This is a genomic window from Streptomyces sp. NPDC047982 (genome assembly GCF_043204165.1).
GTDB lineage: Bacteria > Actinomycetota > Actinomycetes > Streptomycetales > Streptomycetaceae > Streptomyces.
In genome coordinates this window covers 43,790-67,914 of sequence record NZ_JBIDBS010000021.1, presented here as the reverse complement: position 1 = coordinate 67,914, position 24,125 = coordinate 43,790, and the positions used below count along the sequence as shown (strand labels likewise).

At 70.5% G+C, this 24,125-nt stretch carries 27 protein-coding genes and 2 pseudogenes; 17 read left to right on the top strand and 12 right to left on the bottom strand.

Annotation, left to right across the window (positions count from 1 at the left end):
- The first annotated feature begins 1 nt into the window (after position 1).
- Positions 2-838 (top strand): TIGR02452 family protein, encoded by an 837-nt coding sequence (locus ACGF2V_RS24395; protein ID WP_362709074.1) that lies wholly within the window; start codon positions 2-4, stop codon positions 836-838.
- Here the strand turns inward: ACGF2V_RS24395 and ACGF2V_RS24390 are convergent.
- Positions 829-975 (bottom strand): annotated as a pseudogene (locus ACGF2V_RS24390) (type II toxin-antitoxin system PemK/MazF family toxin); the annotation flags it as partial. The gene ACGF2V_RS24395 and the pseudogene ACGF2V_RS24390 sit on opposite strands and share 10 nt — an antisense overlap.
- A gap of 124 nt (positions 976-1,099) precedes the next feature.
- Between ACGF2V_RS24390 and ACGF2V_RS24385 the strand changes: the two are divergent.
- Together ACGF2V_RS24385 and ACGF2V_RS24380 are read left to right on the top strand one after the other, a co-directional pair.
- The gene (locus tag ACGF2V_RS24385) at positions 1,100-2,122 is read left to right on the top strand and encodes a LacI family DNA-binding transcriptional regulator (RefSeq protein WP_362624600.1); all 1,023 of its coding nucleotides are present in this window, start codon (positions 1,100-1,102) and stop codon (positions 2,120-2,122) included.
- A 110-nt stretch (positions 2,123-2,232) separates the two neighbouring features.
- The gene (locus ACGF2V_RS24380) at positions 2,233-2,601 is read left to right on the top strand and encodes a hypothetical protein (protein ID WP_362624599.1); all 369 of its coding nucleotides are present in this window, start codon (positions 2,233-2,235) and stop codon (positions 2,599-2,601) included.
- A gap of 117 nt (positions 2,602-2,718) precedes the next feature.
- Here ACGF2V_RS24380 and trxA read toward each other — a convergent pair whose 3' ends face one another.
- On the bottom strand, positions 2,719-3,102 hold the full coding sequence (gene trxA / locus ACGF2V_RS24375) for a thioredoxin (RefSeq protein WP_362624597.1): 384 nt from the start codon (positions 3,100-3,102) through the stop codon (positions 2,719-2,721).
- A 115-nt stretch (positions 3,103-3,217) separates the two neighbouring features.
- Here trxA and ACGF2V_RS24370 point away from each other — a divergent pair, with 115 nt between their 5' ends.
- Positions 3,218-4,771, top strand: coding sequence for an NAD(P)/FAD-dependent oxidoreductase (locus ACGF2V_RS24370; protein WP_362709077.1), 1,554 nt, complete (start codon positions 3,218-3,220; stop codon positions 4,769-4,771).
- Positions 4,772-4,938: 167 nt separating this feature from the next.
- On the opposite strand, the gene ACGF2V_RS24365 is transcribed toward ACGF2V_RS24370, so the two are convergent.
- Positions 4,939-5,304 carry a tetratricopeptide repeat protein gene (locus ACGF2V_RS24365; RefSeq protein WP_362624593.1) on the bottom strand — a complete coding sequence of 122 codons (366 nt, stop codon included), beginning with the start codon at positions 5,302-5,304 and terminating at the stop codon, positions 4,939-4,941.
- Positions 5,305-5,481: 177 nt separating this feature from the next.
- Here ACGF2V_RS24365 and ACGF2V_RS24360 point away from each other — a divergent pair, with 177 nt between their 5' ends.
- Together ACGF2V_RS24360 and ACGF2V_RS24355 are read left to right on the top strand one after the other, a co-directional pair.
- Positions 5,482-6,447, top strand: coding sequence for a pirin family protein (locus ACGF2V_RS24360; protein WP_362709080.1), 966 nt, complete (start codon positions 5,482-5,484; stop codon positions 6,445-6,447).
- 448 nt (positions 6,448-6,895) lie between these two features.
- A complete protein-coding gene (locus ACGF2V_RS24355; protein WP_389047655.1) occupies positions 6,896-8,419 on the top strand; it encodes a cytochrome bc complex cytochrome b subunit in 1,524 nt (507 codons plus the stop codon).
- Between the two features lie 82 nt (positions 8,420-8,501).
- Here the strand turns inward: ACGF2V_RS24355 and ACGF2V_RS24350 are convergent, their stop codons facing one another.
- From ACGF2V_RS24350 to ACGF2V_RS24340, 3 genes are all read right to left on the bottom strand, one after another.
- Positions 8,502-8,891 (bottom strand): cytochrome c oxidase subunit 4, encoded by a 390-nt coding sequence (locus ACGF2V_RS24350; protein WP_362624589.1) that lies wholly within the window; start codon positions 8,889-8,891, stop codon positions 8,502-8,504.
- On the bottom strand, positions 8,888-10,609 hold the full coding sequence (gene ctaD, locus ACGF2V_RS24345; protein ID WP_362624588.1) for a cytochrome c oxidase subunit I: 1,722 nt from the start codon (positions 10,607-10,609) through the stop codon (positions 8,888-8,890). The genes ACGF2V_RS24350 and ctaD overlap by 4 nt, the downstream gene beginning before the upstream one ends.
- Positions 10,610-11,511: 902 nt before the next feature.
- Positions 11,512-11,733 carry a DUF6480 family protein gene (locus ACGF2V_RS24340; protein WP_362709083.1) on the bottom strand — a complete coding sequence of 74 codons (222 nt, stop codon included), beginning with the start codon at positions 11,731-11,733 and terminating at the stop codon, positions 11,512-11,514.
- Positions 11,734-11,984: 251 nt separating this feature from the next.
- On the opposite strand from ACGF2V_RS24340, the gene ACGF2V_RS24335 reads away from it, so the two are divergent.
- From ACGF2V_RS24335 to ACGF2V_RS24300, 8 genes are all read left to right on the top strand, one after another.
- Positions 11,985-12,371: a gas vesicle protein gene (locus ACGF2V_RS24335; RefSeq protein ID WP_362624586.1), complete on the top strand. Its 387-nt coding sequence runs from the start codon at positions 11,985-11,987 to the stop codon at positions 12,369-12,371.
- An 83-nt stretch (positions 12,372-12,454) separates the two neighbouring features.
- Entirely contained in the window at positions 12,455-12,907 is a 453-nt protein-coding gene (gvpJ, locus tag ACGF2V_RS24330; RefSeq protein WP_362624584.1) for a gas vesicle protein GvpJ, read from the top strand.
- A 3-nt stretch (positions 12,908-12,910) separates the two neighbouring features.
- On the top strand, positions 12,911-13,624 hold the full coding sequence (locus ACGF2V_RS24325) for a GvpL/GvpF family gas vesicle protein (RefSeq protein ID WP_362709086.1): 714 nt from the start codon (positions 12,911-12,913) through the stop codon (positions 13,622-13,624).
- A gap of 8 nt (positions 13,625-13,632) precedes the next feature.
- Positions 13,633-13,884 carry a gas vesicle protein GvpG gene (locus ACGF2V_RS24320; protein WP_362624581.1) on the top strand — a complete coding sequence of 84 codons (252 nt, stop codon included), beginning with the start codon at positions 13,633-13,635 and terminating at the stop codon, positions 13,882-13,884.
- An 86-nt stretch (positions 13,885-13,970) separates the two neighbouring features.
- Complete coding sequence (gene gvpJ, locus ACGF2V_RS24315) at positions 13,971-14,426, top strand: gas vesicle protein GvpJ (RefSeq protein ID WP_362624579.1); 456 nt, start codon at positions 13,971-13,973, stop codon at positions 14,424-14,426.
- Positions 14,423-15,232 (top strand): GvpL/GvpF family gas vesicle protein, encoded by an 810-nt coding sequence (locus tag ACGF2V_RS24310; RefSeq protein WP_362709089.1) that lies wholly within the window; start codon positions 14,423-14,425, stop codon positions 15,230-15,232. Before gvpJ (ACGF2V_RS24315) ends, ACGF2V_RS24310 begins: the two co-directional genes overlap by 4 nt.
- On the top strand, positions 15,229-15,471 hold the full coding sequence (locus tag ACGF2V_RS24305) for a gas vesicle protein (RefSeq protein ID WP_362624577.1): 243 nt from the start codon (positions 15,229-15,231) through the stop codon (positions 15,469-15,471). Before ACGF2V_RS24310 ends, ACGF2V_RS24305 begins: the two co-directional genes overlap by 4 nt.
- Positions 15,461-15,856 (top strand): gas vesicle protein K, encoded by a 396-nt coding sequence (locus ACGF2V_RS24300; protein ID WP_362624575.1) that lies wholly within the window; start codon positions 15,461-15,463, stop codon positions 15,854-15,856. Before ACGF2V_RS24305 ends, ACGF2V_RS24300 begins: the two co-directional genes overlap by 11 nt.
- Before the next feature lie 64 nt (positions 15,857-15,920).
- Here the strand turns inward: ACGF2V_RS24300 and ACGF2V_RS24295 are convergent, their stop codons facing one another.
- The 4 genes from ACGF2V_RS24295 to ACGF2V_RS24280 all read right to left on the bottom strand — a co-directional run bounded on the left by ACGF2V_RS24295 (position 15,921) and on the right by ACGF2V_RS24280 (position 19,036).
- Positions 15,921-16,820 carry a Rieske (2Fe-2S) protein gene (locus tag ACGF2V_RS24295; RefSeq protein ID WP_362624573.1) on the bottom strand — a complete coding sequence of 300 codons (900 nt, stop codon included), beginning with the start codon at positions 16,818-16,820 and terminating at the stop codon, positions 15,921-15,923.
- A 156-nt stretch (positions 16,821-16,976) separates the two neighbouring features.
- Positions 16,977-17,924: an SRPBCC family protein gene (locus ACGF2V_RS24290; RefSeq protein ID WP_362624571.1), complete on the bottom strand. Its 948-nt coding sequence runs from the start codon at positions 17,922-17,924 to the stop codon at positions 16,977-16,979.
- Positions 17,925-17,930: 6 nt separating this feature from the next.
- Positions 17,931-18,566 (bottom strand): histone protein, encoded by a 636-nt coding sequence (locus ACGF2V_RS24285; RefSeq protein WP_362624569.1) that lies wholly within the window; start codon positions 18,564-18,566, stop codon positions 17,931-17,933.
- A gap of 290 nt (positions 18,567-18,856) precedes the next feature.
- Positions 18,857-19,036: a CsbD family protein gene (locus ACGF2V_RS24280; protein WP_362624568.1), complete on the bottom strand. Its 180-nt coding sequence runs from the start codon at positions 19,034-19,036 to the stop codon at positions 18,857-18,859.
- Between the two features lie 309 nt (positions 19,037-19,345).
- Here ACGF2V_RS24280 and ACGF2V_RS24275 point away from each other — a divergent pair, with 309 nt between their 5' ends.
- The 3 genes and pseudogenes from ACGF2V_RS24275 to ACGF2V_RS24265 all read left to right on the top strand — a co-directional run bounded on the left by ACGF2V_RS24275 (position 19,346) and on the right by ACGF2V_RS24265 (position 21,102).
- Positions 19,346-19,672: a plasmid stabilization protein gene (locus ACGF2V_RS24275; protein WP_362624566.1), complete on the top strand. Its 327-nt coding sequence runs from the start codon at positions 19,346-19,348 to the stop codon at positions 19,670-19,672.
- Positions 19,673-19,750: 78 nt separating this feature from the next.
- Positions 19,751-19,870 (top strand): annotated as a pseudogene (locus tag ACGF2V_RS24270) (HAD family hydrolase); the annotation flags it as partial.
- A 164-nt stretch (positions 19,871-20,034) separates the two neighbouring features.
- Positions 20,035-21,102 carry an SDR family oxidoreductase gene (locus ACGF2V_RS24265; RefSeq protein WP_362709092.1) on the top strand — a complete coding sequence of 356 codons (1,068 nt, stop codon included), beginning with the start codon at positions 20,035-20,037 and terminating at the stop codon, positions 21,100-21,102.
- A 44-nt stretch (positions 21,103-21,146) separates the two neighbouring features.
- On the opposite strand, the gene ACGF2V_RS24260 is transcribed toward ACGF2V_RS24265, so the two are convergent.
- Positions 21,147-22,271 (bottom strand): enolase C-terminal domain-like protein, encoded by a 1,125-nt coding sequence (locus ACGF2V_RS24260; protein ID WP_362624562.1) that lies wholly within the window; start codon positions 22,269-22,271, stop codon positions 21,147-21,149.
- Entirely contained in the window at positions 22,272-24,086 is a 1,815-nt protein-coding gene (locus ACGF2V_RS24255) for a thiamine pyrophosphate-requiring protein (RefSeq protein WP_362624561.1), read from the bottom strand.
- Positions 24,087-24,125: the final 39 nt, after the last annotated feature.

Here is a 24,125-nt window from a genome sequence, read left to right as displayed (position 1 = left end):
GATGAGCGCACGCCTGCGCGCCATCGCGCGCGAGACCGAGAACATCGTGGCGGCCGGCCGCTACCGCACACCGGACGGGCGCGAGGTGAGCATCGAGCGCGCCGTCACGGCCGCGCTCTCGGGCACCAGGCTGTACGGTCCGGAGCCGGTGCCCGTCGCGGCACTCGACACCGACCGCACCCCCGCCATCGAGGTGACGGACGAGAGCAGCCTGCGCGCGGCACACCGGATGACCGGTGAGGGCCCCGGCAGGATCGCCGTCCTCAACTACGCCTCCGCCCGCAACCCTGGTGGCGGCTATCTCAACGGCGCACAGGCCCAGGAAGAGGCCCTGTGCCGAGCGTCGGCCCTCCACGCCACACTCCTGCGCGCGCCCGAGTACTACGCCCGTCACCGCGCGGAGCGCAGCGCCCTCTACACCGACCGGGTGATCCACTCACCGGGCGTGCCCGTGTTCCGCGACGACAAGGGGCGGTTGCTCGACACCCCGTACACCGTCGGTTTCCTCACCTCGCCGGCGCCCAACGCCGGGGTCGTCCGCGACCGCTCCCCCGAGGAAGCCCACCGCATCCCCGCCGTGCTCGCGTCCCGCGCCGAACGGGTGCTGGAGGTCGCGGCCGTGCGCGGTTACCGCAGACTGGTCCTCGGTGCCTGGGGTTGCGGAGTGTTCCGCAACGATCCCGAGCAGGTCGCCCGGGCGTTCCGGTCGCTGCTCCTCGACGACGGGCGGTTCGCCGGACACTTCGAGCAGATCGTCTTCGGCATCCTCGACCGCAGGCCGGATTCCGCCACCCGGTCCGCCTTCGACCGGGTGTTCGGCGGTCGGTCCCAGCCGTAGCGCTCCCGCAGCCGTCCGACGACCCGGCCGAACCGCTCGCGGTCCAGCGCACACGCTTCGCGCCGCATCCCGTTCTCGTGGATCCGCAGTGCCCGGTCCGCATCGGCCCAGGACGGCCGGCCCGGGCCGGCCCGGAGCCACCGTCCGGCGGGCGGGGCCGCGGAACGGACCGGCCCGGCACCGTGTCGTGCCTGACGGAGTGTCAGGATCGACGCGTCCGGGCCGCCCGTACCGCGCGGGTCTGCGAGACTGCCCGACGCCATGAGCCAGTTACCGAACCAACCCACCGAGGGCCCCGTCCCGACCAGTGCCGATGTGGCACGACTCGCCGGCGTCTCCCGAGCCACCGTGTCGTACGTACTGAACGACAGCACCACCGTGCGCATCAGCGAATCCACCCGGCACCGGGTCAGGGCGGCCGCCACCGAACTCGGCTACGTCCCGCACGCCGCTGCCCGCAGCCTGCGCGCGGGACACAGCCGCACCGTGCTGCTGCCCACCGTCGACCTTCCGGCCGGCCCGCTCCACCACCGCTTCCTGCGCGAACTGGAATCCGGCCTGCGCGGCCTCGACTACACCGTGGTCCGGTACGGCAGCACGGGCCTGGGCACCGACGAGGCGGCCCGCGCCTGGGCCGAACTGCGTCCCGTCGCCGTCGTCGCGCCGGGCACCATTCCCCTGACCCCGCAGGGTATATCCACACTGCGGCGATCGGGGGCCAGGGCCGTCATCACCCTCGGCCCGCGGCCGGTGGCCGGAGCACATGCGCTGGTCATGGACCAACGGGAGATCGGCGGCCGGGCCGTCGGTCACCTGCTGGCCCGCGGCCGTCGCCGCATCGGCGTCGTCATGCCGCAGGAGCAGGGCCTGGTGCCGTACGCGGAACCCCGGCTGACCGGGGCCCGGCACTCCGTGCGGAACCACGCCGCCCTCGTCGAACCCCTGCCGTTGCGGTACGAGGAGGACGCGGCCGCCCGGCTCGCCGCCCGCTGGCGCACCCTCGGACTCGACGCCGTGTTCGCGTACGACGACGCCTACGCCATGCTCCTGATGCGGGCGCTGCAGGACGCCGGGGTCGACGTGCCCGGCGAGACGGCCGTGATCGGTGCCGAGGACCTGATGCTCGGCCGACTGCTGCGCCCCCGGCTCAGCACCGTACGGACGGAACCGGCCACCGCCCAGCCGCTCGCGGACCTCGTCGACCGGCTGGTGCGCCGCCCCGGCGGCGCCCCCGAGCACCACGACCTGCTCAGGGCGGAGGTGGTCCACCGCGAATCGAGCTGAGCCCGCCCCGCCTCCCCGGGCCCCACGCCGCTCGCTCCCCCGGGGAACACGGCCTTCCCCGGGGGAGCGGCGACGTGCGCACCGCGCGCCGCTTGCCTAGCGTCGTGACCATGAGCCATCCGCAGAGTTACGAGATCCTGCTCGTTCCCGGATTCGCCGAGCAAGCCACCGACACGTCCGCGACGGACGCCGGGAAGGAGACGTCCGCGACCGGAGCCGACGAGACCGGTGGCGACGGGAACGACGACACCGGGCAGGACGACGTCGTCGTCCTGCGTTCGGCCGTCGTGGCGGCGACCGGTGAGACGGGTGCGTCGGGCTATCCGCGGTACGCGGGCGAGGGCGTCGTCGCGGACATCGACCCGGCGACGCGCACGGTCGAGGCCCTGCTGGTCGACGGGGCCGAACTGGACTACGGGCTCTCCGTCCGCATCAACGAGCGGACCACCGGGGCCCCGGGGCGCGGAGCCGACGACTGAGCGGCCGCGCCGCCCGCGCCGGACCGGGCACCGATCACCCGCACAGGGCACCGATGCCCCGCAGCGGGTGCGAGAACGGCCCGACCGGTGGGCCGGGCCGTTCTCGCGCTCACGGTCCTACTGTCCCTGCGGACCCCGCCCGTTCTTCTGGTTCTCGATCGACTTGCGGACCTCGTCCATGTCCAGCTTCCGGGCCTGGCCGATGACGTCCTCCAGCGCCGCCTCCGGCAACGCCCCGGGCTGCGCGAACACCGCGACGTTCTCCCGGACGATCATCAGCGTGGGAATGGAACGGATGTCGAAGGCCGCGGCCAGCTCCTGCTGCGCCTCCGTGTCGACCTTGGCGAAGACCAGGTCCTCATGACGCTCGGACGCCGCGTCGTACACGGGCGCGAACTGGCGGCACGGGCCGCACCAGGAAGCCCAGAAGTCGATCAGGACGAAGTCGTTGTCGCTGACGACCTGGTCGAAGTTCTCCTTGGTGAGCTCGACGGTGCTCATGTTCTGCCCTCTTCTTCCTGTACGGCTCGGATCTGCCCGGCACAACGGCGCCGGCGCGCGTGCTATTCCGCCTGCCCGTGTGGCCGCCGCCCACACCCGCGACCAGACTGTCCCCATGACAGATCCCTCCCTGAACGCCGAGTACGACGTCGTGGTGATCGGAGCCGGGCCGGTGGGCGAGAACGTCGCCGACCGGGCGCGCGCGGCCGGCCTGAGCACGGCGGTCGTCGAGTCGGAACTCATCGGTGGCGAGTGCTCGTACTGGGCCTGCATGCCCAGCAAGGCCCTGCTGCGCCCGGTCGTCGCCCGGGCCGACGCCCGCCGCGTGCCCGGCCTCGCCGGGGACGTGCGAGGACCGCTCGACGCGGCCGCGGTCCTCGCCCGCCGGGACATCTACGCCTCGCACTGGCAGGACGACGGACAGGTCGCCTGGTTGGAGGGCATCGGCGCGGACATCTTCCGCGGCCGGGGCAGGCTCACCGGCGAACGGACCGTCTCCGTCACCGCCCCCGACGGCGCCGAGCGCCTGCTCACGGCCCGGCACGCCGTGGCGCTGTGCACCGGAAGCCGCGCGGTGGTGCCCGACCTGCCCGGCGCCGCCGGGGCCCGCCCCTGGACCAGCCGGGAGGCGACCAGCGCCAAGGAGGTGCCCGGCCGCCTCGTCATCGTCGGCGGAGGCGTGGTCGGCACGGAGATGGCCACCGTCTGGCAGGCGCTCGGCGCCCAGGTGACGATGCTGGTCCGGGGCCGGGGGCTGCTGCCGAGGATGGAACCCTTCGCCGGTGAACTGGTCGCGCGGGCCCTGACGGAGGCCGGTGCCGACATCCGTACCGAAACCTCCGTCACCGCCGTGCGCCGCCCCGCCCCCGGCGGCCCGGTCACCGTGGAGGCGGACACCGGACAGCGCCTCGTGGCCGATGAGATCCTCTTCGCCACCGGCCGTGCCCCGCGCACCGACGACCTCGGGCTCGACACGGTCGGCCTGACCCCCGGCTCCTGGCTCACCGTCGACGACAGCTGCCGGGTCGAGGGCTTCACCTGGCTGTACGCCGTCGGCGACGTCAACCACCGGGCGCTCCTCACCCACCAGGGCAAGTACCAGGCGCGCGTCGCGGGCACCGCGATCGCCGCCCGCGCCCACGGCACTCCGACGGACACCGGCCGCTGGGGCGCCCACGCGGCCACCGCCGACCACGCGGCCGTCCCCCAGGTGGTCTTCACCGATCCGGAGGCCGCCTCGGTCGGCCTCACCCTCGCCGAGGCCGAACGGGCCGGTCACCGCGTACGCGCCGTCGATCACGACCTCGCCGCGGTGGCGGGCTCGGGCCTGTACGCGGACGGCTACCGGGGCCGGGCCCGCATGGTCGTCGACCTCGACCGCGAGATCCTGCTCGGGGTCACCCTCGTCGGCCCGGGCATCGGGGAACTGCTCCACTCCGCGACGATCGCCGTCGCGGGCGAGATCCCCATCGGCCGGCTGTGGCATGCCGTCCCCTCCTACCCGACGATCAGCGAGGTCTGGCTGCGGCTGCTGGAGGCGTACCGGGATGCTTGGACCGACCGGCACGTCGGGGGCGGCGTGCACGGACGCCTCGGCGCGCCGGGAACCTCCTCGGCCGGCCCCTCCTCCACCACCCCGGTGTCCCCGTCACCGGCACCCGGTCACTGATCCGCCGCACGCCCGACGGCCCGGTGGGACGAACAGCGGGACGGCGCCCGGGCGTTGTCGGCTTCGGCCGGCATGTGCGGGATCTGCCGCCGCGCCGACGCGTCCGGCATGGCATGGACCCCGGCCGCCGGGCGTCGCGACCTGCGGCCGTTTCGTCCTCGGCCCGGTCATTGGCCGATGCGGTCCCGCTCGGTGTCGAAGTCCCCGGAGAACGCCGCCGCCATCCGCAGATGTCCCGACGCCTCCGCGTCCCGCCCCCGGCGCTCCAGCGTGCGACCGAGCATCAGCCGGGCGTAGGGTTCCACCGGGTCGCGCTCCAGTACCGCACGCAGTTGTTCCTCCGCCCTGCCGAGGCGCGCCGAGTGGTAGTAGGCGCGGGCCAGCAGCAGCCGCGGCGACACCTGCTCCGGCGCCTCCTCGACCAGCCCTTCGAGGATCCGTGCGGCGGTCATGTACTCCTTCGCCTCGAAGAACATCTGTGCACGGTCCCAACGGTCCGCGGCCGTCCCGTACTCGAAATAGCTGTTGCTCATGCGGTCTCCTCGTTCACGGACCGTGCGTGGAGCGCCCCGGTCCCGGCCGGTCCTGACCGGGCGGGATGCCCGGTCTTCCCGGTGCTTGCCCCAACCCGACTTGATGGTTGAATATTCCACCAAGTCGTCGGCGTGGGTACCGGCACCCCCGGACCCCACGGGAATAGGTTGAGCGCCATGAGCAATCTCGATCGCCAGGCCGTCCCCTCCGTCTGCGGAGGGCGAGGGTTCGTCGTAGCCGAGCCCGTACGTGAACTCCTCGCACCCCGCCATGTCCGGCTGGGGGAGTCCACCGAGGTGCGCAGGCTGCTGCCCAACCTGGGCCGCCGGATGGTCGGCGCGTGGGCCTTCGTCGATCACTACGGCCCCGACGACATCGCCGACGAGCCCGGGATGCAGGTGCCGCCCCACCCGCACATGGGCCTGCAGACGGTGAGCTGGCTGCACGACGGCGAGGTCCTGCACCGGGACAGCCTCGGCAGCCTCCGGACGATCCGGCCCCGCGAGCTCGGCCTGATGACCTCCGGGCGGGCCATCAGCCACTCGGAGGAGAGCCCGAAGAGTCACGCGAGGTTTCTGCACGGTGCCCAGCTCTGGGTGGCCCTGCCGGACGCCCACCGCCACGTCGAGCCGCACTTCCAGCACCACACCGACCTGCCGGTCGTCACCGCCCCCGGTCTCACCGCCACACTGATCCTGGGCGAACTCGACGGCGCCGCCTCGCCCGGCACCACGTACACCCCGATCGTCGGCGCCGACCTCGCCCTCACGGCCGGTGCCGATGTCCGCCTCCCGCTCGAACCGGACTTCGAGTACGCGGTGCTGGCCATGTCCGGGCAGGCGGAGGTCGACGGTGTGCCCGTACTGCCCGGCTCCATGCTCTACCTCGGCTGCGGTCGCCGCGAACTGCCCCTGCGCGCGGGCTCCGACGCGGGCCTCATGCTCCTGGGCGGCGAGCCCTTCGAGGAGGAGCTCATCATGTGGTGGAACTTCATCGGCCGCTCCCAGGAGGAGATCGAGGTGGCCAGGAAGGACTGGATGGAGGGCTCACGCTTCGGTGAGGTGCACGGCTACGACGGCGGCCGCCTGTCGGCCCCCGCACTCCCGCCGGTGCCCCTGAAACCGCGGGGGAGGGTGCGCTGACCCGGCGCTGAGCGCGCGCCGGCGCCAGGGGTCTGCCGCGTGGGCAAGGTCCGCGCGCTGCCCCATGCCTCTGCCGCTCGACACTGCCGCCGTCGCGGGAGCGCTGCCCCGTTCCGCGTCGCGGTACGTGCCCGTGCTCACCGAGGTGCGCGAGCGGGGCCGGGCGCCCCGCCGGGCGCGCGTCCCTCGCCCGGCGGAACCGTGTGAATGCCGTGCCCCTGATCTGCGTAATGCGGGAGTACGCGCCGGGCAGTCCGCATAGTGCACAGGAGCGCACTGTGCGCCGCGGCGCGCTTCCGGTGTGCCGCCCGCAAGCCGACGAGGGAGTCGACCGGTGTTTCTGTTCCCCGGACGCAGGCGCGCGCTCAAGGCGAAGGCGCGTCGGATCGCCGAGGCGGGCTATGTCGCGGCCGACCGCCGCGCGCCTGTCTCGGAGGCCGCCCAGGGGATGATGCGCAAGGCGTTCCCGGACCACTGGTCCTTCCTCCTGGGCGAACTCGCCCTGTACAGCCTGATCGTCCTGGTGATGACCGGCACGTTTCTGACGCTCTTCTTCGACCCCAGCATGAAGTCGGGGCCCTACCTGGGCTCCTACAGCCCGCTGCACGGCTTGACGGTCTCCCAGGCGTACGCCACGACGCTGCACCTCAGCTTCGATGTACGAGGCGGGCTGCTGGTCCGGCAGATGCACCACTGGGCCGCCCTCATCTTCCTGGCGGCGCTCGGAGTGCATCTGCTCCGGGTTTTCTTCACCGGAGCGTTCCGCCGGCCCCGGGAGGGCAACTGGATGGTGGGCGTGACGCTGTTCCTCCTCGCGCTTCTGGAGGGCTTCTGCGGCTACTCCCTGCCGGACGACCTGCTGTCCGGAACCGGAATGCGCACCGCGTACACCATCGTGACCTCCCTGCCCGTCGTCGGCACGTACCTGGGCCATTTCCTGTGGGGCGGAGCGTTCCCCGGCCAGGTGATCCTCCCGCGCCTCTACATCGTCCACGTCCTCTTCGTCCCCGGTCTCCTGATCGGCCTGGTGATCCTCCACCTGGGGATGGTCGTCTACCTGAAACACACTCAGTGGCCGGTCCCCGGCAGGACCAACCGCAACGCGGTGGGACAGCCGATGTTCCCGCACTTCACCGCCAAGTCGGCGGGACTGAGCCTGATGGTCGCCGGCGTCACCGCGTGGCTCGGCGCCACCGCCCAGATCAATCCCGTGTGGAACTACGGCCCCTACCGGGCGGACCAGGTCACCATCGACTCGCAGCCGGACTGGTACGTCGGATTCCTGGAAGGCGCCTTGCGGCTCATGCCCCCGTGGGAGAACGCCGTGGCGGGACACACGCTCATGTGGAACGTGCTCGTTCCGGCGGTACTGCTGCCGGGTCTGCTCTTCCTGGTCCTCTACCTGTACCCCTTCTTCGAGAAGTGGATCACCGGCGACATCGGTGAACACCACCTGTGCGACAGACCCCGGGACCGCGCCACGCGCACGGGCCTGGGCGTGGCGGCCATCGTCTTCTACGCGGTGCTGCTGGCCGCGGGCGCCAACGACGTCACGGCCTTCGTCTTCGACGTCTCCGTCGAAACACTGACATGGATTTTCAGGATCACGTTGGTCCTCGGGCCGCTGATCGCCTACCTCGTCACCAAACGTGTGTGCCTCGCGTTGCAGGCACACGAGCGTCAACTGGTGGAAAAGGGGCAGGAGACGGGGAAGGTCGAGCAGAGCGTCTACGGGGGGATCAGCGGCGGCCACCGGCCGCTCGACAGCAAGCGGCGCTACCGGGCACTGGTCAGGGACGTCCCCCGGCCACTGGCCGCGCCGGGCGGAAGGGCGTCCCGCCGGGAGCGCGTCCGTTTCCGGCTGAGCAATTGGTACTACCGCGACCGGGTCGACATGCCGACGACGGCGGAACAGCGCGCGCAGATCGCGGAAAGGCTCAGAGACCCGGTCGGCGAGTCGGAGGAGCGCTGAGGAGCCTGGTCGTCCCGGTCGTGCGGGAGCGGAGCGTCCGCGCACCGGGTCCGGCACCGGGACGCTCCGCTCCTTTGCCGACTCAGCCCTCCCGCCCGGCGTACTGGAACGTCATGCCGAAGACCCCGCACAGGGTGATGCCGAGGCCGATGAGGAACAGGAAGAGCGCGTAGACCACGCCCAGGCCCATCAGCGCCATGCCCATGGCGACGGTCACCGGATAGGCGCTGTGCGGCGGGAAGAAGTCCACGAAGCCGGAACGCTCCTGGATGTCCGAGTCCGGACGGTCCTCCGGTCTCGTGCCCCTCCTGCGGTGGTTCGCCCAGCAGAAGAAGCTGATGAGCGCCGACATGAGGAAGGAAACGGTGAGAGCCGCGGAGCCGGCCGGTTCGCGCGCGAACCAGAGGTAGGCGGCGTCGGTGAGCAGGAAGAACAGTGCCACGCCGGCGAAGAGCCGTGCCTCCGGTCTCATGCGCCCCGCCCCCCGGTCGTGCCCGGGGTGGGCGTGCTTCCGCCCGGCCCCGCCGCTCTCGGCGCGAGTGTCTCCGGATGATTCAGATCGAACGCGGGCGAGTCGGAGCGGATCCGTGGCAATGATGCGAAGTTGTGCCGCGGCGGGGGACAGGAGGTGGCCCATTCCAGCGAACGGCCGAATCCCCAGGGGTCGTTCACCGTCACCCGTGGAGCGTGCCGGGCGGTCTTCCAGACGTTGTGGAGGAAGGGCAGCGTGGAGATCCCGATCAGAAAGGAGCCTACCGAGGAGACGCTGTTGAGCACGGTGAAGCCGTCGGTGGCGAGATAGTCCGCGTACCGGCGGGGCATCCCCATCTCACCGAGCCAGTGCTGGACGAGGAAGGTGGTCTGGAACCCGATGAAAAGGGTCCAGAAGTGGATCTTGCCGAGCCGTTCGTCGAGCATTCTTCCGGTGATCTTGGGCCACCAGAAGTAGAAGCCGCCGAACATGGCGAAGACGATGGTGCCGAACAGGACGTAGTGGAGATGGGCGACGACGAAATAGCTGTCGGTGACGTGGAAGTCCAGCGGAGGCGAAGCGACGAGGACACCGCTCAGCCCGCCCAGGACGAACGTGGCGAGAAAGCCGAGGGCCCAGAGCATCGGTGTCTCGAACGACAGGCTCCCGTGCCACATCGTGCCGATCCAGTTGAAGAACTTCACGCCGGTCGGCACTGCGATCAGGAACGACATGAGCGAGAAGAAGGGCAGCAGCACGGCCCCCGTGGCGAACATGTGGTGCGCCCAGACGGAGGCCGAGAGCATGGTGATGGCGATGGTGGCCCCTACCATCCCGACGTAGCCGAAGACGGGTTTGCGGCTGAACACCGGGATGATCTCGGTCACCACGCCGAAGAAGGGCAACGCGACGATGTAGACCTCCGGGTGCCCGAAGAACCAGAACAGGTGCTGCCACAGCAGTGCCCCGCCGTTGGCGGGATCGAAGACGTGCGCCCCGAATTTGCGGTCCGCCATCAGTGCCAGCAGGGCCGCCGTCAGTACCGGGAACGCCAGCAGGACCAGGATCGAGGTGAAGAGGATGTTCCAGGTGAAGATCGGCATGCGGAACAACGTCATTCCCGGGGCGCGCAGGCACACGATCGTGGCGACGAAGTTGACGGACCCCAGAGTGGTGCTGATGCCGCTCAACACCAGCCCCATGGCCCAGAGATCGGCCCCGGCCCCGGGTGTGCGCACGGCGCTGTTCAGCGGGGCGTAGGCGAACCAGCCGAAGGAGGCGGCACCGCCGGGAACGACGAGACCGCCGACCACCATCAGCCCTCCGAAGAGGAACAGCCAGTAGGTCAGCGCGTTGAGCCGCGGGAACGCCACGTCGGGCGAGCCGATCTGCAACGGCATGACGGCGTTCGCGAACCCGGCGAACGTGGGCGTCGCGAACAGCAGCATCATGACCGTGCCGTGCACGGTGAACAGTTGGTTGTACTGCGTCGGACTCAGGATCTGCAGTCCCGGCCGTGCCAGCTCGGCACGCATCATCATCGCCAGAGCCCCGGCGAGCAGGAAGAAGGCGAACGAGGTGACGAGGTACATGTTGCCGATCGTCTTGTGATCGGTGGTCGTCACGACCTCCCGGATCCGGCAGCCCATGCGCACACGGGGATTGTCGGTCACGGCCTTCTCCGGCGGTGTCCGCTGCGGGTGTTCCAGCTGTGACATGGTGCCTCCGTGGTTCTGGGCGGCGGCGGTGACGGCCGCCGTCGCCGCGCATGCCGGGGAGCGTCTTTCCGACGGCCGGAAACCTTTCTGTGAGCCGGCCGGCCGCCGTGAACACCGGTGGGGGGCCGCGTTCGGTGGCACGGGACGCCGGTGACGTGGCCGGCGCCGGTCACGATGGAGTGTCGCGGGCGAGAGGCGTGGGCCGCCCTCCCGGATGGAGGGCGGTGGCAACGAAGAGCGACGGCTCCGCCTCAGGCCCGGCGGGCTACGCAGAGCCGTGACGGTGCCCGGCACCCCGAGTTCCGGACACCGTCACGGGGAGCCGTGGCGGGCAGCGGCTCTCCATCGGTATCAACGAAAACCCCTCCCCGAGGATTCGCCGCCGAACGGGTGAGCGGTTCCGGCCGCCGGAGAACGCCGGGCCCCTGCCGGAGTGGCGCGTCGTGGTGCCGACCGGCCGGAGCGCCCGCATGCCGCCCGCGAGCCCGTGCGGGGTCGGTGACCTCGCACGCGCGGCGGTGCCCGGTCGGCTTCGGGCGGCCGTGAGTGTCCGGGTGCGCGACCTTGATCACGGTGTCGGACCAGTGCATCCGTCACAGAGGTCCCGCAGGTCGCACGGGAGGGAGCCCCGCAGGTCGCACAGGAGGAGCAGAGCGGGCCCGGGTCGACCGCCGCCTGGCCCCGGCTTTCTTCCCGCCGCTCGCGGAGGATGGTGAAAGAGGTTTCTGCAAGAGTGCGTCGGGGCCGGTCGAGCGGTGGCTCACCGGAGGCGGACGTTCATCGCGGCGGCGTGTGCGGCTGCGTGGTCGTCGTTCGGGCAGCCCGCCGACCTGCCTTCCGTACCGGCGCACGCGAAAAGAGGCAGCCGCCGACGTCCGCCGTAGCGACGAGGCAGCGTCCTGTCATACCAGCACGGCATAGGCGAGGAAGAAGGCCGCCACGAGGACGACGACGACGAGAATGGCGATCAGCGGTCCCGCCGCCCAGCCCTTGGGGGGGTCATGGCGCGGTCCTGCTTCCGAGGTACTGCCTTCGGCAGGAGGTGTCTCGCCGGGAGGGACGCCGCCGCCGGGCTCCAGGCCGGTCGTATGACGCGGATCAGGATCGGGGTTCCCTATGGTCATGTTCTCTATCTACCCATTTAGCGTGGATCGCACCATATTCTCACAAAGGGGTTGGCCTGCCGCCGCGCCGATGTCCGACCCTCGGTCGCCCGGCTCCTGCGAGAGGCGGCCTGCCTCCTGGAGGCTCTGCCCTTTGTGTGGGCGAACGCGGGAGAGCTACGACTGAGGGTGCCGGTAGAAAGCCCTATATCATGAAGTAGCACCGCATTGCGGTGAAGACGGTGGGTTGTCTCCGCCTCCGGAGAGTGAATATGACCGCAGCCGAAGAAGACGAGACCCAGCGCCCCGAGCGGCCGTCAGGCAGGAAGAAGACGGACGAAAGGGCCGGTGGCGGACAGGGTGACGGCCGGGCGGACGAAGCCGGACGTGTGGCTGACCGCGTGTCCGCGCCCCAGGCCATGCGACGTGCGGCCGATCAGTTGCGGGAGTTGCTCGGGCGGGCACCGGAATCGGTGTCAGCCGTGAGGCCGACCGACGACGGCTGGCAGGCCGACGTAGAGGTGCTCGAAGTGGAACGGGTCCCCGGCACCACCAGCGTCATGGCGAGCTACCGGGTCCAACTGGACGAGGAAGGCGAACTGCTGGCGTACGAGCGCACCCGCCGCTACACGCGCGGGCAGGTGGACCGGGGCCGTTGAACCACCGGACGCCGTAGGCACACGCGGGGTAGGAGCGCGGCGGCCACCTCGGCACCGGAGGATTTCCCCGAAAGGAGGCACCCATGACTGTGGTGCCGCAAGGCGCGGGAACCGTCGCCACGGGCGGCGGGGGAACCGCAAATCTCTACGACATTCTCGATCTGATACTGGACCGCGGCCTGGTCATCGATGTCTTCGCGCGGGTCTCACTCGTGGGCATCGAGATCCTGAAGGTCGATGCGCGCGTCGTCGTGGCCAGCGTGGACACGTACTTGCGCTTCGCGGAGGCGTGCAACCGCCTCGACCTGGAGGAGGGACGCAAGGCGCCCTCCCAGCTCACCGACGTGGTCGGACAGGTGACCGAGGGCGGCGCGCACGGCAAGGCGAAAGGTGCGCTCAGCGGCGCGGCCGAAGTCCTGAGCGACGCGCTCAAGGCAGGGCGCGACAACGACCGGGACGACGAGGACGCCGAGGAGATCGAGGAGGCGCGGGAGCGGCCGAGGCGCCGACCCGCTGCCCGGCGCCGGAGGGAATGACTCATGGCCGTGTACGTGTACACCGTGGTCGCCAGGACGCATCCGCAGTACCTGGACGACCTGCACGGCGTGGGTGACCCGCCGACGAGACTGCGCACCGTGCACGCGGAGAAGTTGTCCGCCGTCGTCAGCGACGCCCCCGAGGGGTTGCGGCCCAAACGCCGGGATCTCGCGGCCCACCACGCGGTCCAGGAGCGCCTGATGGGCGACGGCACCGTTCTCCCCCTGCAGTTCGGCTTCACGACAGCGGACGAGGACGCGGTGCGCACAGTGCTGGAAGAGCGCGCCGAGTGGTTCCTCGAACGTCTGCGAGCACTGGAAGGGTGCGTCGAGTACAACCTGAAAGCGAGCCAGGAGGAGAACGCGCTGCTTCGGCAGATCCTGCGTGAGTCCGAGGAGGCGCGCAGGATGAACGACGAGATCAGAAGCGGTCGTGGCGGCCCGCAACTTCCGCTCGCGCTCGGCGAGTTGATTTCTGGAGAAGTACGTGCCCGGCAGGGTCGGACGGCCGAAGCGATCGTGGATTCGTTGAGTGGCCTCGCTCGGGAGGAGCACGCCTCGCAGCCGGCGGGGGACCACTTCCTCAACGCGTCCTTCCTGGTCGAGAGGGAGAAGGAGAAGTCCTTCGTCGCCGCCGAGCGGGAACTCGTGGAAGAGCTCGGTCCGGACTACGACGTGCGGCTGCGCGGACCGCTGGCCCCTTACAGCTTCGTCTAGGAGGCGGGATGGGACTGCTCACCCAACTGGTCACTCTGCCCCTGGCCCCCGTGCGCGGGGCGGCGTGGGTGATCGAGCGCGTCGTCGAGGCCGCGGAGAACGAGTACGACGACCCGGGACCGGTCGAGCGGGAACTCGCCGCCCTCGAACGACAGCTCCTGTCGGGCGACATCGACGAGGAGACCTTCGACCGGCGCGAGGACGAACTCCTCGACCGGCTGGACGAGATCAGAGCCCGTGGGCGGGGGAGCGCCGCCTGAACCGACCAGGTCTCCTGCGCGGGACCGCACGCGACCGGCATGTCCGCCGACGTGCCGGGACAGCAGGGAAACGAGGTGCAGTGGCTGTGACCGAACCCGTCGCCAGGAGGCTGGGAGACGTGCCGTCCCGTTCCGCTTCCTACGGTCCGTACGGTCAGGGAACCTCGGCCAACCTCGCGGACATATTGGAGCGGGTCCTGGACAAGGGAATCGTCATCGCGGGCGACATACGGATCAACCTCCTGGACATCGAACTGCTCACCATCAAACTGCGCCTGCTGGTCGCATCGGTGGACAAGGCCAAGGAGATGGGCATCGACTGGTGGGAGCACGATCCGTCGCTCTCCTCCCGCGCTCACGACGGATACCGCTCCCTCAGCGACGAGAACCGACGCCTGCGCGCGGAGATCGAGTCGCTGCGCCGAGACGCCGAGCCGCTCACCGACCGGCAGACGGAGTCCGCCGACGAAGTGCCCCGCGGTCGTCCTCGACACGAACGCAAAGAGCGGCAGCGCCGCACCGATGAACGGGACGAGCCATGACCGCCGCGATCAGCTACGCGTACGCGGTGGCACGCGACGACGGAACGCTGCACCAAGCGCTGGCCGGCCTCGCCGGCGTCTGCGGAGCGCCGGTCCGCCTGGTGTGTTCGCAGGAGTGCGAGGGCTTGGCGATCGCCGTCAGTCCGGTGCCGGAGAGCGAGTTCGCGGAGGGCGCGCTGCGGACGCGTCTCGAGGACCTGGACTGGTTGGAGTCCACCGCCAGGGCCCACCACCGGGTGGTCGAGGCGCTGGCGGAACGCACCACCGTCCTGCCGTTGCGGCTGGTGACCCTGTACCGCGACGACGGGCGTGTGCGGTCGGTCATCGAGGAGCGCTGCGACGCCTTCGGCTCCCGGCTCGACGCCTTGGCCTCCCGGGCCGAATGGGGCGTCAAGGTGTTCGTCGACGAACCGGCGCCGCCAGGGCCGAAGGAACCGTCCGCCGCCGACGACCTGGGCCCCGGACGCGCCTACCTGAGCCGCCGCAGAGCCCAGCGGAACGCCCGCGAGGACGTCTACCGCGACGCCGGACGCGTGGCCGAACGAATCGAGTCGGCCGCCCGGCCCTACTCGGTCGGGCATGTCAGACACCGCGCCCAGCAGGGTGCGCTCGCGCCCGGGACGGGACAGAACATCATCAACGATGCGTATCTCGTCCCGATGCGGGACGCCGACGCATTCCGGGCCCACGTGGCGTCGGCGGCGGACGGGTTCGAGGGCGTCCGCGTCGAGATCACGGGTCCTTGGGCCCCCTACTCCTTCGCGGCGCCCGACATGCCGCAGGACGGAGAGGGGGTGGCGCGGTGACGGCCGTGCGTCCGCCGGTCCCGTCCGGGGAACCGCTTCCCGACCGTCAGGTGGCGTTGATCGACCTGTTGGACCGGTTGCTCAGCGGAGGCGTCGTCCTCACCGGGGACATCGTGCTGTCGATCGCGGACATCGATCTCGTGCGCATCTCCCTGCGCTCGCTGATCGTGTCCGTCAGCCGGCGGAACCCTTCCCCGTGGACACCTTCCATGCCGGCGGGAGGGGACGATGACGGGTGAGGAGCCCCGGCCGCGCAGCAGGTTCGACGAGATCGCCGAAGCCGCCGACCGCGCCCTCAGGTCGCTGCCCGTGAGGGAGGAGTACGCCCCACGTAACGCCCGGCGGCCGGCCCGCAGGGTGAGCGCGGACCCCGACACGGTGGAACGCGACCTGATGAAACTCGTCCTCACCCTCGTCGAGTTGCTGCGCCAACTCATGGAACGGCAGGCGCTTCACAGGGTCGAGGCGGGGGACCTCACGGCGGAGCAGGAGGAGCGTCTGGGGGCGACCCTGATGATCCTGCACGACCGCATGACCGAACTCTGTGCTCGGTACGACCTCTCCATGAGCGACCTCAACCTGGACCTCGGTCCGCTCGGCACCTTGTTGCCTCCCGACACGTAGGAGCGCGGCGTTTCACGGTCACCGAACCGGAGCGGCACCACGGGGCGCCGCGGACGACCGGGGGTCACGGAGCGCTTCCGCCCGCTCCGGGCAACCGGACGTGCACGGTGCCGTCGTCGTCCCTGCGCACATGGAAGGCCGGCTGCGGTGCGGTGGCGGGCCCACGCACGTTGACGCCGTCCGACAGCCGGAAGACACTGCCGTGCCAGGGGCATTCCACGCAGCCGTCGGCGATCCTGCCCTCGGACAGGGGGCCCGACAGATGACTGCAGCGCTCGCCCAGAACCCGGATCCGCCCGTCCTCGCAGCGGAACACCAGAAGGGCCACTTCGCCCAACTGCCGCCGGACCGCCACACCCACGGGGAAGTCCTCCACGGTGCCCACGGGATGCCAGCCCGCTTCCAGCAGACGACCGACGGACTCGGCCTTGTTGGAACCGACGGCCTGCCGGTAGGCGAGATGACCGCCCAGGAGTCCGCCGACGCCGACAGCACACAGCCCTGCGAGCCCGAGTGCCTTCGCCAGGGCCGTACGGCCGTCACGTCGGCGATGCACCCAGGAGACGGCGTACAACGCGACGGCGGTGGTGACGAACGCCGCGTGGACCAGTCCGGTGCGCATGTGCTCCGGTGGCTGCTCCGCCCAGTCCACCCATCCGGCCAACGCCGCGGGAGCAGCCCCGAGCACTCCCACGCCCACCAGCACACGCGCTCCCCGTCGGCTGCCGGGAACGAAGTCGAGCACCGCTGCCGACAGCCACGCCCCCACTGGGACCTGCACGAGTGCCGGGTGCAGCGGATGACCGATCGGCAGGCCCCGTAGAGCATCACGCGAGCGGCCGAGCGGGAGACCGCGCACCATTCGCCGCGTCGGGCCCGACAGCGCGTCGAGCTTCTCCGCGCGGCTCAGCGCATCAAGGCAGTCGAGGAAGAGACGCTCGGCGCGGGCGACGCCGCCGCTCAAGGCGTCACCGCGCGAATCCGGGTCCGGGCATTGCGTATTTTTCGCCGAAGGCCGCATGGCAGGCGTTTGCCATGCGCGCGTGCGCCTCAAACGTCGGGGGTCCCCGCTCCACCCCGCTGGTCGCAGGGTCGACCGGGGGAGTGGAGAACACACGGGTCAGTCCCGCTCGCTCTCGTCCTCCTCCTCGGGTTCCTCCGCGCCGTCCTCCTCCTCGGGTTCCTCCGACTCCCTTTCCTCCTCGTCCCCTTCGTCCTCCTCGTCCGCCTCTTCCGCCTCGCGGTCCTGCCGTGCCTCCTCGTCCTCGACGGCCTCCTCGTGGGTCCGTACCACTTCGCCGTCACGAATCTCACCGCGCCATCCCTCGGGTTCCTCGTCGGTGAGAGTGACGTGGCGCTGGAAGTGCTTGAGGTCCAGCCGCAGTCTGCGGCCCTGTGCGCGCCAGAGGTTGCCCGTCTTCTCGAACACACCCGACGCGTAGTACTCGACGACCAGCACGATGCGTGTCAGGCTCGGAGCCAACTCGTGGAAGCTCACGGCACCGCGTGTCGTCCCCTTGGCGCCCTCGGATCTCCAGACGATGCGTTCGTCGGGCACCTGTTCCTGGACGGTCGCCTTCCAGCCGCGGGTCGAGGGGCCGACCTTGACCTTCCAGTCACTTGTCGACTCGTCGGTCATCGAGACGTTGCGCACCCCCTTGGTGAAGCCGCTGAACTTCTCGTAACGCGTCCAGTGGTCGTAGGCCGTCCGCAGGGGGACCCCCACGTCGATCACCTCGACGATGTTGGTGACCTTCTGGTCGCCCGGGGCCTTTCCCTTGCCGCTGCCGAGGAAGCTTTTTACCTTGTCCACGAGTGTGCCCTTGGCGCTCTTCGCCGTTCCGGAGAGCAGCGCTTTGACGGGGGACTTGCCGCCGAGGAGGCCCGCACCCACCTGGGACAGCAATCCGCCGTGTTGCCCGACCTCGGTGAGCTGGTCCGTCACGTCGAACAGCTTGTCGCTCGCCCTCTCCGCGAGGTCTCCGATGCGGGCCGACAGGTAGTCGCCCAGTTCGTCACGGAACCGGTCGAGCCCTGAGACCTCGGTCTCCTTGAGTCGCTGTGTCATGACTGGTCACCTCCGGCGCCCGGCGCGCGGCGGGGCTTTCTCAGAGGAAGGTGTCCTCTTCCGTGGAGCGGCGCTCTCGGCAGGCTCCCGCCCGGTCGAGGGCTTCCTGGCAGGCGCCGTCCCCCCGGCCGCTTCCCTCGTGCGGTCGCCCGTCCGCCTCCTGCCGCTGCTTCCTTCCGTGCGGTCCCGGGACTTCCTCTCAGAGGCGGCACGGGTACGCGGTCTTCTCTCAGGGGCCTCGGGAGCCTGTTCCTCTTCGAGATCCTCTTCCTCGATGTCCCGATCGAGGTCCTCCCCGTCGGGCCCGGTCCGGTGCTCATCCTCACCGACGGTTTCCAACCGAAGCGTCCGCTCATGAAGAGCGTCGGCGAACGCGGAGAGACGACGGTCGGCGGCCGCCGACACGGCCTCGCGGCCTGCCGCCATCAGGTCGCCGCGCAATTGATCACCCAGGTCCGCGACCTGGGGTATCCCCCCGAGCCTCTTCGCTCCCTCGGTCACGATCTTCCGCGGCTGGACCCCGAAATGGCGGCCGGCCGCGTAAGACGCCACCGTGAGGGCGAGCCGCCCCTTCTTGGTGCGTCCCAGGACGTAACCGCCTGCCACCGCCGCAGCGAGCAACAGTCTGTTGACATCGGTCATGGGTTGTTCACCTTCTCATGGACGTCGAGTTCTCATGGACGTCGAGCGGAGGCGCGAGAGAACGGCTTCCTTCGTTCCGACGTTCCGTACTCGCGCCCTCCACCGGCCTTCGCGGCCCGACCGAAACGGCGACCGCACCTTTCCTGGAGCCGTTGGAAACGGGCCCGGAAGAGCGGGAGGACGTCCCGGAGCCGGGAGCGGCCCGCACTTCCCGGATGGGCGTGCGGGCCGTCATGTGGTTTCCGCCCGGCCGACCTTTCCCGGTCGTGCGGCGGAAAGGCGATTGATGGCTACCGACCGGGCGGTACGTGCGGCGGGGTGCGGTCACGGCCGCCCCTCATCTTCTTCTTGATCTCGCCCTTGACCTGCTCGGCCTTTCCCTCGGCTTCCTTGCGGCGGTCTCCCGTCAGCTTTCCCAGGGTTTCCTTCGCCTTGCCCTTGATCTTGTCCTTGCCGCTTCCGTGAGCCATTGCGACTCCTCCGATGGGCTGTTTCGGGCTCTCTTTCCAACGTAGTTCCTGTCCGGCGTATCGGCGCGGTGTGGATGCGATCCACGGCCGCGGGGCAAAGGCGGCGGGAGAAGGCCGGGTTTTCCCGCGTCCTGCGCAGACTCGGGGAAGCCGCCCCGTGTGGCTGCCGCCGCGCCGTCGGTGCCATCGATTCCTTCCGCGTCGCCCTCCCTTTGCTGTGGCGTGTGACCGTCGCGGCGCGTGCAATGGAAGAGTCCTCTCCTACCTCGCCGCGGCCTGCGGCTGCGGTGACGACAGCAAGGAGCCGACATGCCGGCCGGATCGAGCAGGAAGCGGGAACGTCAATACGAGCACATCAAGGAAGGCGCCGAAAAGCGCGGAGCGTCGGAGAAGCGTGCGAAGGAGATCGCGGCACGCACCGTGAACAAGGAACGGGCACGGTCGGGCGAGGCGCGCACGTCGAGCAAGACCTCCACCCGCGATCCGAAATCCGCGTACGAGCGCGGAGGACAGCGTTCCCACAGCGGATCGCAAGGCCCGACGCGCGACCAACTGTACGAGGAGGCCAAGAAGAAGAACATCGAAGGCCGCTCGTCCATGAACAAGCGACAACTGCGCGAGGCGCTCGGCCGCTGAGGCGCGGCCGTGCGACACGGTCTGCGGCCCGTCGGTTCAACGAAGCCCGCGCACCTGCGCGGCGCAGGGCGAACCCTCATGCATGAGGCGTTCCGCTCTCTCGGTCCCGAGGTCGACGGTGCGCTCGCGGACACCAACCACCCGCAGATCACGGCATGGTGGGAGGCCGTGCGGCAAGCCGGGCACACGGTGGCGATGTGAGAGCTCCACACCGCCGTCGGCCCGGGCTCGGGGGACGTTTCCCGAAACCGGGGGAGCAGGTCGTACCGGCCCTGCGTCCACCTCGTCCGTGGCCCGGACGGAGGCGGGAGAAGGAGCGGCCTGAACGGGCGCTCGGCGCTGTCGTGAAGGAAGGGGCTCACATGTCCAGGACGGTCGTCGTGACAGGAGCGAGTGCCGGCGTCGGGCGTGCGACCGCCCGTGAATTCGCCCGCCGGGGCGACCGGGTCGGGCTCGTCGCGCGAGGACCGACCGGGCTGCGAGCCGCCGCGGACGAACTGCGGGAACTGGGTGCCGAGGCGCTCGTCGTTCCGGCGGACGTGGCCGATCCCGTCGCCGTACGGGCCGCGGCCGATCACGTCGAGCGAGCGTTCGGCCCCATCGACGTATGGATCAACGCGGCCTTCGTATCGGTGTTCGCGCCGTTCGCCGAGGTCGGTCCGGAGGAATTCCGTCGCGTCACCGAGGTCACCTATCTCGGGTGCGTGAACGGCACGCGCGAGGCGCTGTCCCGGATGGTCCCCCGGGACAGCGGCACCGTCGTACAAGTGGGCTCGGCCCTCGGGGCGCGTTCCATTCCGTTGCAGTCGGCGTACTGCGGAGCCAAGCACGCCGTGAACGGATTCACGTCCTCGATCCGGACCGAACTCATGCACGAGGGAAGCCGGGTACGGATCACAGTGGTGCAATTGCCCGCCGTCAACACACCACAGTTCTCGTGGACCCTGTCCCGTCTGCCCCGGCACCCGCAGCCGGTGCCTCCCATCTACCAGCCGGAGGTCGCCGCCCGTGCCGTCGTGTACGCCGCGGACCACCCACGGCGCAAGCAGTACTACGTAGGGGCGTCGACCGTCGCCACCGTCCTGGCCGAGAAGATCGCAGCAGGGCTGCTGGACCGCCATCTCGCGCGCACCGGCTACGCGTCCCAGCAGACCGGGGGTTCCGTCCCCGCCGGTCGGCCCCACAATCTCTGGCAACCGCTCGACGGCGAGGGCGACGCCGCGCGGGACTACGGTGCTCACGGCATGTTCGACGACCGGGCGCACGGCCGTTCCCCGCAGATGTGGGTCTCCCGGCATGCCCGGTCGGCCTGGTCCGCCTACGCGCTCGCCGCCGGTGCGCTCGCCGTGCGCGCATGGGCGAGCAGAGGACGCGACGCCCCGCCCGGCAGTGAACGGTGCCGCGGTGGCGAGCAGCCCGGACGACCGTGACAGCGACGACCGTGACAGCGGGCACGGACGACCGTGGGGCGGGGTCACCGGACGCGGTGGCGTTCGGCGGCCTCCTCGCGCAGTTCCAGACCCAGGCCGGTGCGGCCCGGACAACTCGGCGGGATCGTTCCCCCTGAGGGGTCCAGTGTGCCGTCGAGAAGCCGCCGCTCGATACGGACGTGGTCGTGGAACCACTCCACGTGCCGGAGGTTGGGCACCGCGGCCGCCACGGGACCGTGGACGTGAGGTGCGCAGTGCGCGGAGATCTGAAGCCCGGCGGCTTCGGCCAGGGCGGCGGTGCGCAGCCACCCGGTGATCCCTCCGCATCGGGTCGCGTCCGCCTGAAGGCAGTCCACCGCGCCCGAAGCGATCATCGCGCCGAAATAGGCCGGTGTGCAGCCGTACTCCCCGGCGGTGACGTCGGGGGACACGGCGGCCCGGATGCGGGCCAGCCCCGTCAGGTCGTCGGAGGAGACCGGTTCCTCGAACCAGGTCACGCCCGCGTCGTCGAGGAACCGGGCCAGCCTGATCGCCTGCTTGCGGGTGTAGGCGCCGTTGGCGTCCACGTAGAGTTCCGCGGCGTCGCCGACGCTCGCGCGTGCCGCGACGACGCGCTCCCGGTCACGCTGTTCGGCACCTCCCCACGACTCCCCGACTTTGATCTTGACCCTGGGGATCCCCTGTTCGTGGACCCACTGGCGCAGTTGACGGTCCTGTTGCGCGGCGCCGTAGGTGGTGAAGCCGCCGCTGCCGTACACGGGCACAGCGCGGGTAGTGACTCCCAGCAGATCCGCGAGGGGCAGCCCCAGCAGGCGGGCCTTGAGATCCCACAGGGCGATGTCGACGGCTGAGACGGCGCCGGCCACCAGACCCGGGAAGCCCGCGTTGCGCACCGCACGCCTCATCGCCTCGTTGGCGCCCGGCGGATCCCAAGCGCGCAGACCGGTCACGGTCCCGGCCAGCAGATCGTCGACGACGCGGGCGGCGGCGGGCGCGCCGTAGGTGTAGCCGAGTCCCGTCGAGCCGCCGGAGCGCGCCCGCACGAGCACCAGAGTGGTCGAGTCCCACGCGAGGGTGCCGTCCGCCTCCGGGGTCTGCGTCGGGACGGTGTACGCCGTCGCAGCGACGGCGTCGACGAGCGGCTCGCCCCACGCCGGGACCGCGTTCACTCAGGACCCCCGCCCGTGCGAGGCGCCGTCACGGTGGCGGTGCCCGGGCAGCAGCTCCTGCATCTTCGCCTTGAGCCCCTGTTTGACCACGCCGCCGCGGTCACTGTCCCCCTTGACCACGGCGGAGACCAACGCCTCGGCCTGATCCCGGGTGGCGTGCGGGGGGATCGGCGGGACGGCCGGGTCGGTGACGAAGTCGATGACGAAGGGCCGGTCGGCCGACAGCGCCCGCCGCCAGGCGTCCTCGACCCCGCCGGGCTCCTCCACGCGCACGCCGCCGAGACCGATCGAGCGCGCGAAGGCGGCGTAGGGCACGTCGGGCAGGGACTGGGAAGGGAGGAACTGCGGAGCACCGGACATGGCGCGCATCTCCCAGGTGACCTGGTTCAGGTCCTGGTTGTTGAGCACCGCGACGACCAGCCGCGGATCCTGCCACCGCGACCAGTATTTCGCGACGGTGATGAGCTCCGCCATGCCGTTCATCTGCATGGCGCCGTCCCCGACGATCGCCAGCGCGGGCCGCTCGGGGTGGGCGAACTTCGCGCCGATCACGTACGGAACGCCCGGACCCATCGTGGCGAGGGTGCCCGAGAGCGAACCGCGCATCCGGCCGCGCAGACGCAGGTGGCGCGCGTACCAATTCGCCCCGGAACCGGAGTCGGCGGCGAGCATGAGGTCGTCCGGCAGGAGCGCGTCGGCGCAGTGCAGGACGTACTCCGGATTGATCGGGTCGGCCTCCACCGCCGCGCGCCGCTCCATGACCTCCCACCAGCGCGCGGTGTCCTTCTCGATCTTCTTGCGCCACGCCCCGTGCTTCTTTTGCCGCAGCCTCGGCAGCAGTGCCTTGATCGTCTCCTTCGCGTCACCGACCAGGTTCACCTCGAACGGGTACCGCAGCCCGATCATGTGCGGATCGATGTCGATCTGCACCGCGCGGGCCTGATCCAGCTCGGGCAGGAACTGTGTGTACGGGAAGCTGGAGCCCACCACCAGCAGCGTGTCGCAGTCACGCATGAGCTCGTACGACGGCCGGGTGCCCAGCAGGCCGACGGCCCCGGTCACGTACGGGAGCTCGTCGGACAGGACGTCCTTGCCCAGCAGCGCCTTGGCCACTCCGGCACCGAGCACGTCCGCGAGCTCCTCGACCTCCGCCCGTGCGTGCCGGGCGCCCTGCCCGATCAGCACGGCGACCTTCTCGCCCGCGTTCAGCACGTCGGCGGCCCGCGTGAGGTCCTCGCCGGAAGGCACCGGCGCCGAGGACACCGCGCCCAGGCTGGAGGGCACCATCTTGAAGGCGTGCGTGGGCGGGGTGTAGTCGAGCTCCTGCACATCCGCGGGGATGATGACCGCCGTCACCGTGCGCCGGGCGTACGCGGTGCGAAAGGCCCGGTCGATGACGTTGGGCAACTGCTCCGGCACGGTCACCATCTCGCAGAAGTCCGAGGCGACGTCCTTGTACAGGCTCAGCAGGTCGACCTCCTGCTGGTAGGAGCCGCCCATGGCGCTGCGGTCCGTCTGCCCCGCGATGGCCACCACGGGGACATGGTCGAGCTTCGCGTCGTACAGCCCGTTCAGGAGGTGGATGGCTCCGGGGCCCGAGGTCGCCGCGCAGACCCCCACCCGGCCGGAGAACTTGGCGTAGCCCACCGCTTCGAAGGCGGCCATCTCCTCGTGTCGGGCCTGGATGAACTCGGGTCGGTTGTCGGCGCGCCCCCAGGCGGCGAGGAGACCGTTGATGCCGTCGCCGGCGTAGGCGAAGACACGATCCACCTCCCACTCGCGCAGGCGCTGGAGAACGTAGTCGGACACCTTCATCGGCCTCGGTTTCCCTTCGTCTCGTTGCGTGTGCTCGCG